Origin of the sequence: uncultured Methylibium sp. (assembly GCF_902826655.1) — a bacterium.
Classification (GTDB): Bacteria; Pseudomonadota; Gammaproteobacteria; order Burkholderiales; family Burkholderiaceae_C; genus Methylibium.
In genome coordinates this window covers 72,716-83,120 of the sequence record NZ_CADEFR010000013.1, presented here as the reverse complement: position 1 = coordinate 83,120, position 10,405 = coordinate 72,716, and the positions used below count along the sequence as shown (strand labels likewise).

General features: G+C 70.8%; 6 protein-coding genes and 1 tRNA gene. 3 read left to right on the top strand and 4 right to left on the bottom strand.

Going from position 1 to position 10,405, the window contains the following annotated elements; translation table 11 throughout:
• On the top strand, positions 1–4,940 hold a 4,940-nt coding region (locus QZV97_RS08155; RefSeq protein ID WP_295641009.1), incomplete at its 5' end, for an Ig-like domain-containing protein.
• 33 nt (positions 4,941–4,973) lie between these two features.
• Here the strand turns inward: QZV97_RS08155 and QZV97_RS08150 are convergent.
• Both QZV97_RS08150 and QZV97_RS08145 read right to left on the bottom strand, forming a co-directional pair.
• Positions 4,974–6,908, bottom strand: a complete 1,935-nt coding sequence (locus QZV97_RS08150) for a LapD/MoxY N-terminal periplasmic domain-containing protein (protein WP_295641007.1) — start codon at positions 6,906–6,908, stop codon at positions 4,974–4,976.
• A gap of 37 nt (positions 6,909–6,945) precedes the next feature.
• Positions 6,946–7,647 (bottom strand): transglutaminase-like cysteine peptidase, encoded by a 702-nt coding sequence (locus QZV97_RS08145; RefSeq protein ID WP_295641005.1) that lies wholly within the window; start codon positions 7,645–7,647, stop codon positions 6,946–6,948.
• A 246-nt stretch (positions 7,648–7,893) separates the two neighbouring features.
• Here QZV97_RS08145 and QZV97_RS08140 point away from each other — a divergent pair, with 246 nt between their 5' ends.
• Entirely contained in the window at positions 7,894–9,372 is a 1,479-nt protein-coding gene (locus QZV97_RS08140) for a TolC family outer membrane protein (RefSeq protein WP_295641003.1), read from the top strand.
• A gap of 48 nt (positions 9,373–9,420) precedes the next feature.
• Positions 9,421–9,497: transfer RNA gene (locus QZV97_RS08135), tRNA-Pro, on the top strand.
• A gap of 70 nt (positions 9,498–9,567) precedes the next feature.
• Here the strand turns inward: QZV97_RS08135 and QZV97_RS08130 are convergent.
• Both QZV97_RS08130 and QZV97_RS08125 read right to left on the bottom strand, forming a co-directional pair.
• A complete protein-coding gene (locus tag QZV97_RS08130; RefSeq protein WP_295641001.1) occupies positions 9,568–10,023 on the bottom strand; it encodes a MerR family transcriptional regulator in 456 nt (151 codons plus the stop codon).
• A 36-nt stretch (positions 10,024–10,059) separates the two neighbouring features.
• Entirely contained in the window at positions 10,060–10,401 is a 342-nt protein-coding gene (locus QZV97_RS08125; RefSeq protein WP_295640999.1) for an integration host factor subunit alpha, read from the bottom strand.
• Between the last annotated feature and the right edge of the window lie 4 nt (positions 10,402–10,405).

The window sequence follows — 10,405 nt, the reverse complement described above, 5'->3', positions numbered from 1 at the left end:
CCTCCTACACCGTCAGCGACGGCACCGCCACCGCCACCGGTACCCTCACCCTCACCGTCAGCCCGGTCAACGACGCGCCGGTGGCCGTCGCCGACACGGCGACGACCAACGAGGACACGGCACTCACCATCGCCCCGGCCACGCTGCTGGCCAACGACACCGACGTCGACGGCAACCCGTTGACGATCCAGTCGGTCCAGGGCGCCGTCAACGGCACGGTCGCCCTCGTCGGCGGCAACGTGGTCTTCACGCCGGCGGCCAACTACAACGGCCCGGCGTCCTTCACCTACACCGTCAGCGACGGCCAGGGCGGCACCTCGACGGCGACCGTCAACGTCACCGTCGTCGCGGTCAACGACGCACCGGTCAACACCGTGCCGGCGGCGCAGACGACCGCCGAGGACTCGGCGCTGGTCTTCTCCAGCGCCAACGGCAACGCGCTGAGCGTGGCCGACGTCGACGGCGGGAGCCTGACCGTCACCGTCGCCGTCACCAACGGCAGCTTCACGCTCGGCTCGACCGCCGGCGTCACCGTGACCGGCAACGGCAGCGGCAGCGTGCAGCTGGTCGGCAGCGCCGCGGCGATCAATGCCGCGCTGGCCGGCAGCAGCTACGTCAACACGGCCGACTACAACGGCGGCGCCACACTGACGCTGACCACCAGCGACGGCTCGCTGAGCGACACCGACACGGTGGCGATCACGGTCAGCCCGGTCGTGGACATCGCGGCGGACAGCGTCACGACCAGCGAGGACACGCCGATCACGATCAGCGTGCTGGCCAACGACAGCTTCGAGAACGCTGGCCGCAGCATCAGCGCGGTCAACGGCACGGCGATCACGGCCGGCGGCGCGTCGGTCTCGGTCACCAACGGCAGCGTGGCCCTCAACGCCAGCGGCCAGCTGATCTTCACGCCGGCCGCCAACTACAACGGCGCGGCCAGCTTCACCTACACCGTCAGCTCGGGCGGGGTCACCGAGACCGCGACGGTCAACGTCACCGTGACGCCGGTCAACGACGCCCCGGTGGCCGTGGCCGACACGCGTGCGGTCGCCGAGGATGCGACCGTCACCGCGACGGCCGCCACCGGCGTGCTCGCCAACGACACCGACGTGGACGCTGGCGACACCCGCAGCGTCTCGGCGTTCAGCTTCGGCGCCACCCCCGGCACCGTCGGCTCGGCGCTCGTCGCCACCTACGGCACGCTCACCCTCAACGCCGACGGCAGCTATAGCTACGTCGCCACCCGCCCGGCCAGCCAGGCGCTGGCGGCCGGCCAGACCGCCACCGAGGTCTTCAGCTACACCGCCCGCGACGCCGCCGGCGCCACCAGCACCACCACGCTGACCTTCACCATCACCGGCACCAACGATGCGCCGGTGGCGGTGGCCGACGTCGGCACGACGCCCGAGGACACCCCGGTGTCCGGCAACGTGCTCGGCAACGACACCGATGTCGATGCCGGCGCCACGCTGGCCGTCACCCAGTTCACCGTGGCCGGCGTCGCCGGAACCTTCACCGCCGGCTCCACCGCCACCATCGCCGGCGTCGGCACGCTGACGATCGCCGCCAGCGGCGCCTACACCTTCACCCCGGCGGCCAACTACAACGGCAGCGTCCCCGTCGCCTCCTACACCGTCAGCGACGGCACCGCCACCGCCACCGGTACCCTCACCCTCACGGTCAGCCCGGTCAACGACGCGCCCGTCACCGTGGCGGATACCGCCACCGCCGTCGAAGCGGGCGGCGTGGGCAACGCCATCGCCGGCACCAACCCCGCCGGCAACGTGCTGACCAACGACACCGATGTCGATGCCGGCGACACGCGCTCGGTGTCGGCATTCAGCTTCGGTGCCACGAGCGGCACCGTCGGTACCGGCCTGGCCGGCGCCTACGGCACGCTGACGCTCAATGCCGACGGCAGCTACAGCTACGTCGTCAACAACGCCAACGCCGCGGTCCAGGCCCTGCGCACGGCCGCCAACACGCTGACCGAGGTCTTCACCTACACGGTCCGCGATGCCGCCGGAGCCACCAGCAGCACGACGCTGACGGTCACGATCCAGGGCAGCAACGACGCGCCGGTCGCCACCGCCGACACCGGCTCGCTGCTGGAGAACGCGACGCTGGCGACCACCGCCGCGACCGGCGTGCTGGCCAACGACACCGACGTGGACAGCAGCGATACCCGCAGCGTCTCGGCGGTGAGCTTCGGCGTCACGGGCGGCACGGTCGGCACGGCACTGAACGGCACCTACGGCACGCTCACGCTCAACGCCGACGGCAGCTACAGCTACTCGGCCAGCCGCCCGGCGGCCGAGGCGCTGGTGGCCGGTCAGGTCGTCACCGAACAGTTCAGCTACACCGTGCGCGACACGGCCGGAGCAACCTCGACCGCGACCCTCACGTTCACGGTCACGGGTGCCAACGATGCACCGACCATCACCGGCACCTCGACCGGCAGCGTGACCGAAGACACGACCCTCAGCTCGAGCGGCACGCTGACGGTCGTGGATCCGGATGCCGGCCAGTCGAGCTTCGTGGCGCAGACCGGCAGCACCGGCACCTACGGCAGCTTCTCGATCACGACCGGCGGCGCCTGGACCTACACGCTCAACAACGCGGCCGCCAACGTGCAGACGCTGGCCGGCGGCACCTCGGTCAGCGACAGCTTCACCGTGACGACCGCCGATGGCACGACGCGCACCGTCGTCGTCACCGTCAACGGCACGAATGACGCCCCGGTGGCGACGGCCGACTCCCTGACCGTCAACGAGGACAACGCCGCGACCGGCAATGTGCTGACGAACGACAGCGACGTCGACCTCGGCGCCACGCTGGCGGTCACGCAGTTCACCGTCGCCGGCGTCAGCGGTACTTTCGCTGCCGGCTCGACGGCAGTGATCGCCGGCGTCGGCACGCTGCTGATCGCCGCCAGCGGCGCCTACACCTTCACCCCCGTGGCCAACTACAACGGCAGCGTGCCGGTCGCGACCTATACGGTCAGCGACGGTGCGGCCACGGCCACCGCCACACTGAGCCTCACGGTCAGTCCGGTCAACGATGCGCCGGTCAACACGGTGCCCGCCGCGCAGTCGACGCTGGAGGATACCAACCGCGTCTTCTCGACCGCCAACGGCAATGCCATCACGGTGGCCGACGTGGACAGCGCCTCGGTGACGACCACGCTCACGGTCGCCAACGGCACGCTGACGCTCGGCTCGACCAGCGGTGTGACCGTCAGCGGCAACGGCAGCGGCACGGTCACGGTCACCGGCAGTCCGGCCGCGATCAATGCGGCGCTGAACGGCACTACCTTCCAGCCGACGGCGAACTACAGCGGCACGACCAGCCTGACCGTCACGACGAACGACGGCAGCCTTACCGACACGGACAGCGTGGCGATCACGGTCACCCCGGTGGCCGACGTGCCGACGCTCGTACTGTCCACGCGGAGTGCCACGACTTCGTTCGCGAGCAGCGGCGAGACTGCACCGAACACCAGCACCACCAGCGAGTCGATCCTGACCAACCCCTTCGAAGGCTGGACGCGCGTCGACGGCCCCGACGCCTATGCCGGCGGCACCAACGCGATCGAGGTGTGGACGACCGGCGACACGCAGCAGCGCCAGGACGGCAACAGCAACACCATCGTCGCGTCGGCCGGCAACGGCGACAACTTCATCGAACTGAACAACGCCGCGACGCTGGTGCAGACGCTCGGTCTGTCGCGGACGGTGTCGACGCAGGTCGGCATGGTCTACGACCTGTCGCTCGACTACGCCGGCCGGCCGGGCTTCGGGACGGACTTCACGCGCATCGGCGTCTACCTGGACGGCGTGCTGATTCAGCAGTACTCAGCGACCAGCCCGCAGACCTATATCGACTGGAAGAGCCTGTCGTTCGCCTTCGTCGGTGACGGCGCCGATCACGTCCTGACGATCCGGACGGACGCGAGCCAGTTCAACACCGCCGGCCGCGGCGCGTTCATCGACGACGTGCGGCTCGAGGGCACCCAGGGTGTCGTGGCCGGCAATGCAGGTTCAGGCACGCTGACCTCGGTCGCGCTGGCGACTTTCGTGACGGCACCGCTCGTGGACGGCGACGGCAGCGAGTCACTGTCCCTGATCTTCTCGGGTGTGCCCGCGGGAGCGGTGATCGTGACCAGCGCCAACCCCGGCGGCTATGCCGCAAGCGGCGGCTCGATCACGATCTCGGGCGCCGAACTCGCGTCGGCACAGCTGCAGTTCAGCTCGTCGATCACCGGGCACCTGAGCCTGGGCGTCACCGCGACGGCCACCGAAACCGCCAACGGCGCGACTGCGACGAACAGCGGTTCGCTCGAGCTCGACGTCCTGCCCGTCTTTACTGCCGCCGACATCGGCGGCGACGGCCTGAACAACATCATCGGCACGACAGGCACCGACACGCTGAATGGCACGGGCGGCGCCGATTACCTCATCGGCCGGGCGGGCAACGACACCCTCTCCGCCGCCGGTGGCGCCGACTACCTCGATGGCGGAGCCGGCAACGACTCCTTGAACGGCGGCGGGGGCAACGACGTGCTGTACGGTGGCGCCGGCAACGATGCGCTGACTGGTGGCACCGGGGCCGACGTGTTCGCCTGGACATTTGGCGACCAGGGCAGCGCCGGTACGCCGGCGACGGACACGATCGCAGACTTCAACAACGCCGCCGGCGGGGACGTGCTGGATCTGCGCGACCTGCTGGTCGGCGAGAACGCTGCCAACCTCAGCAACTACCTGCACTTCACGACCGACGGCACCAACACGACCATCACGGTCAGCAGCGCCGGCAATGGGAGCACGGACCAGATCATCCAGCTGAGCAACGTGAACCTGGTGGCCGGCTTCAGCAACGACACGCAGATCATCAACGACCTGCTGGCGCGCGGCAAGCTGATCACCGACGGGAGCTGATCCCCGGCTCTGGCCGCTGCGGCCGGAGCGATATCAGTCGAGCGGCGCCTTCGCAGGGCTGCCGCCGACCCAGGGACCGGTCACGCCGTCCACACCGCAGGCCCACAGGGCCTCGGCATCGGCGGCGCTGCGCACGCCCTCGGCATAGACCTGCATGCCCAGGCCGTGCAAGGTCCAGACCAGACCGCGGACGAACTCGCCGCGGTTGGCGTCGTCGCCCAGTCCTGTGGCCAGCGATGCATCGAGCTTGATGTAGTCGAGCCCGGCCTCGTAGAGGCGGTCGATGCGCGCGAGGCGCTCGCCGGCATGCTCGAGGCCCAGCTTCACGCCCTGCGGGCGCAGTTGCTGGGCCAGCGCCCGCAGCACGTCGAGCTGCTCGACGGCCGCACGCTCGCCCACCTCGAGCCACAGCCGGCGCGCTGCGTCGGCCTGCCCGCCCAGCAGCGTCAGCAAAGCGACGACGAAGGCGCTGTTGCCCAGCGAATGGACGGCGAGGTTGACGCCGCGCGGCCGGCCGTCGGCGTCGATCTGGTCCAGCGCCAGGCCGACGGCGACCAGATCGGCCTGGGCGCTGAGCTGACCGCGCAGCGCCCAGGGCAGCCAGCGGGCGGCCGGCTCCAGCGGGCCGCCGGAGTGCAGGCGCAGCCGCAGCGGGCACTCGAGGTGGATCAGGCGGCCGTCGCGATCGAGCACCGGAAAGGCTCCGAGCTCGGCCGCGCCGCTGTCCAGCGACGACTGCAGCACGCGTCGCCACGCGGCCTCGCCCATCGACGGCGCTGGTGCCGCTTCGGCCGGGCCGGCGGCGTCGACGGCCAGGCCGAAGCCGCCCTGCGCCTCGGCGCGGGCCAGCGCGGCGTCGGCGGCCTGCATCAAGGCGCCCGGCGGCGTGCCGGCCCGCCAGGGCACCGCGCCGATCGCGACGCTGGCCTCGGGCCAGGGTGCGAGCGCCTCGCGCAGCGCCGCCTGGACGTCGTGCGCACAGGACGGCCCATCGGCATCGGAGAGCAGCAGCGCGAAGTCGGCGCCGTTGAGCCGGCCGCCCAGGCCGATGCCGTGGCGCGCCGCCTGGGCACCGAGCGTATCGGCGAGGCGGCGCAGCATCGCGTCGGTCGCGGCGTGGCCCTGTCGAAGGTTCAGCGCCGCGAGCGGCTGGGCGCGCAGCAGCAGCAGGCTCGCAGCGGCCGGCGCGTCCTCGCGGTCCTGCAGCGAGCCCAGCTGGGCCATGAAGTGCGCCCGGTGGCTCATCCCGGTCAGCGGATCGGTCTGGGCCTGGCGGCGCAGCGACTCCAGCTGGGCGCCCTGCTCCGCGAACACCGCGCGCAGGCGCTGCACCATGGTGTTCATCGCGCGGCTGAGCTGGCGCAGCTCGGGCACGCGGGGCTCGTCGACGATGACGAAGCGGCGATCGACCAGCGCCTGGGCCTGCTCGACCGTGGCGTCGAGCGGCGTGCGGATGCGGCGCAGCACCAGGGTCGCGATCGCTGCGGCCACCGCACCCACCAGCGCCAGCCAGCCGGCCGAGCGCAGGCTGCCGCGCCACAGGTCGGCATAGGCGAAGCTCGAGGCGCTGACGACCTCGAGCGTGCCCAGCGTGCGCCAGCCGCTCGAGACCTGCGCCACGCCAGGCTGAGAGGCGATCGGCGTCAGGCGCACGAACCAGGCCGGCGCGCTGTGGGGCTGGGGCTCGGCCTGGCGCTCGACCAGTGCCTTGCCGTCCGGCGAGACCAGGCGGATGCGCTCGTAGTAGCCGGTGTCGAACTGGGCCGCGATGGCCAGTTCGGCCAGCGCGAGGTCGCCGCCCTGCTGCGAGATCGTCAACGCCAGCGCCTGGGCGTTGTCGCTGTTCTTCAGGCGCAGCTCGGTCTCGATGTAGCCGCGGGCGGCCCCCACCGTGACCAATGCGCTGCCCAGCACGCCGACGACCACGGTCGCCAGCAGCAGGAGCCAGAGTTGTCGGATCAGGGACATGGGCACTCCTTGCACCGTCCGTTCACAGGGTAACGGCTCATACGAATCCTTCGGCCCGCGCCTTGGCGAGCACGTCGCGCCAGCGGGACAGTCGCGCCACCGGATCGCCGGCGGCCTGGGCGCCGGTGCCCTGCCACAGGCCCTCGGCGTTGAAGCTGAAGACCGGGCTCAGGTCGCGGCGCGCCGAGGCCGGCTTGATCTCGGGATCGAGGTTGTCGAGGATCAGCGGCTCGGCGTCGGGCCGCGGGTAGTAGGCCAGCACCATGTGGGCCCGCACGCTGCCGCCGAGGTCGGCCTTGACGTAGACCATGCGCAGCCGGGCCGAGGGCACGCCGGCGGCGATCAACGAGAAGTACTTGGCGATGGCGTAGTCCTCGCAATCGCCGGCACCGCGCGCCAGCAGCTCGATCGGGCTGCTCCAGTGGTCGACCTGGCCGGCGGTGTCGATGTCCTCGGCGAATACGATGCGCTCGTTGAAGAGCCGGTTGATCGCCTGCAGGCGCGCGGCCTCGGGGCGGCCCTGCGCCGAGGCGATCGTCGCCTGCAGCGCCGCCACGCCGGCCGGTCCCTGCCCGCCCAGCCGCTGGCCGGCGGCCAGCATGCGGTCGCGGTCCCACGACCACGGCAAGGCCATCTGAAGCAGCAGCCACACGGCCAGGAACGGGGCCAGGCGCCGGGCCACGCCGCTGGCCGGCACGGCGGCCGGCCACGTCAGCGGCAAAGGGGGGGCGGTGGCCACGCTCGGTACCATCGGAGCCTTATCGGCACGATCGGCCCGGCGCTTCAACGCGACGCGAGCGTTGGCGCATCGCCACTGGCCTGCGTCGGCCGGTCGTTGCAGAAGTCACGCGAAAGGCCGGTACGTGGCCCCCAATGGCGATCGCCCCACCGTGGTCGAGGGGCAGGTATCGGTTTGTACGCAGCATGGCCGGTCGCTTGCCAACGACAATGCGCGCTGTCCCGTGTCCACTTCAAGCATCCTGAGATGAAGAAGATCCTCTCGCTGACGATGGTCGTGATCGCAGCCCTCGCCGCCGCCAGCGCCCAGGCCCAGCCCGCCGACCCGCTGAAGGCGGCCGTGCAGAAGGCGATCCAGACCAACCCCGAGGTGACCGCACGGTTCAACTCGTTCCGTGCCTCCGAGAACGAGATCGACGTGGCGCGCGGTGCGTACTACCCGCGCGTCGACCTGAATGCCGATGTGGGCCGCTCGCGCGACCGGTTCGACTCGCGCGTGCCGCCCGACCAGAGCCTGTCGCGGCACGGCGTCGGTGTCAGCGTGACCCAGCTGCTGTGGGACGGCTGGGCGACCCGCAACGACGTGAGCCGGCTCGACCACGCCCGCAGCAGCCGCTACTTCGAGTTCGTCGAGGCAACGGAGCAGACCGCCCTCGAGGCTGCGCGCGCCTACTACGACGTGCTGCGCTATCGCCGGCTGGTGCAGCTGGCCGAGGACAACTACGTTCAGCACAAGGCCTCGTTCGACCAGATCCAGAGCCGCTTCAAGGCCGGCGTCGGACGCGGCGTCGACACCGAGCAGGCCGGCGCGCGACTGGCCCTGGCCGAGTCCAACCTCGCCACCGAGATCGCCAACCTGCACGACGTCACTGCGCGCTACCAGCGGGTCATCGGCGAGGCTCCGCCGGTCCAGGCGCGGATCGACGCCGGCCTGAAGGACGGGCTGCCCCCCAGCGCCGCCGATGCCCAGCGTCAGGCGACGGTGCGCAACGCGGCCATCACCGCGGCGATCGAGAACCTGCGTGCGGTCCGCTCGCAGGCGGATGTGCAGCGCAGCGCCTTCCAGCCGCGCGTCGAGGCGCGCGCCCGGACCAGCGACGGCCGCAACCTCAACGGCCAGTTCGACCAGTCGCGTGACACGGCGGCCGAGATCGTGCTCAGCTGGAACCTCTTTCGCGGCGGCTCGGACCGGGCGCGGGTTCGCCAGTTCGCCGATCTCGTGACCCAGGCCGCCGACCAGCGGGACCGTGCCTGCCGCGATGCGCGCCAGACCGCGTCGATCGCCTACAACGACACCGGCAAGCTGGCCGACCAGCTCGGCTACCTGCAGCGCAACGTGGGCGCCATCGAGCGGGCACGCGACGCCTACCGCCAGCAGTTCGACATCGGCCAGCGCAGCCTGCTCGACCTGCTGAACGCCGAGAACGAGGTCTACACCTCACGCCGTGCCTATGCGAATGCCGAGCACGACCTGCGCATCGCCTACGTGCGCACCCATGCGGCCACCAGCCGGCTGACGGCGGCGCTGGGTCTGTCTCGCATCGAGACCGGTGCCGCGTCGATCGAGGCCGATTTCCAGGCCGGCGAGGACGCGGCGGCTCGCTGCCCGGTCGCCGACGTGGTGCCGACCTCCACGCCGATGAACGAGCTGGATGCACGCGCCAAGGCCTTGTCGGCCAGCCGCGCGCAGGCCGCGCCGACCCCGCCGGCGACGCCCTCGCGCTGAGGAGCGGGGCCGTCGCGAGAGGTCGCTGCGATATACTGCGCGGCTTGTCGGGGCGTAGCGCAGCCTGGTAGCGCACTTGCATGGGGTGCAAGGGGTCGCGAGTTCGAATCCCGCCGTCCCGACCATCGATGAACGAAGGCCCGACCGCTCACGCGGTCGGGCCTTCTGCTTTGAGCGTCGGCGACCTGCGGCGCGTCAGGGCGTGAGCAACTGGCGGATCGACACGAGCTCGTCGCGCATCGCCGCCAGGGTCGGCGGCACGCTGACCCTCACGAGCGCCACGGCCGCGGCATTCGGCACGGCGGCGGCGGCCTCCATCGCTTCCTCGGTGGCGTCGACCGGCAGGCCATCGTCTCCGACCTGCTGGGCCGCTTCGGCGGCCAGGGCTGCGCGCACACCCGCTTCGGACAAGCGGTTGCGCGCGCCGCTGATGGTGAAGCCCTGCTCGTAGAGCAGTTCGCGGATCCGCCGGATCAGCAGCACCTCGTGATGCTGGTAGTAGCGCCGGTTGCCTCGGCGCTTCATGGGCTTGAGCTGGGTGAACTCCTGCTCCCAATAGCGCAGCACGTAGGGCTTGACCCCACAGAGCTCACTGACCTCGCCGATCGTGAAGTAGCGCTTGGCTGGGATCGGCGGGAGCGCTTTTTCCATTGGAAATCAAGGCCCTATGACGTATTACCTCAGACTTTACTCGAAGTCCTCCCCAGCAGGTATGTCGCCTTGCACGATGCCCTTGAGTTTGTGGCTCGCATGAAACGTCACCACGTTGCGGGCCTTGATCGGGATCGCCTCGCCGGTCCGGGGGTTGCGCCCCGGGCGGGGCGCCTTTCGCCGGATCTGGAAATTGCCGAAGCCCGACAGCTTGACGTCGTGGCCCTCCACCAGCTGACCGTGAATCAGCTCGAAGAAGGCCTCGACCATGTCCTTGGACTCGCGCTTGTTCAGGCCCAGGCGCTCGAACAGCAGGTCGGCCAGCTCGGCCTTGGTCAGGGTCGGCGTTTCCAGGCTGGGAAGGATCGCGCGGTCCATGGCT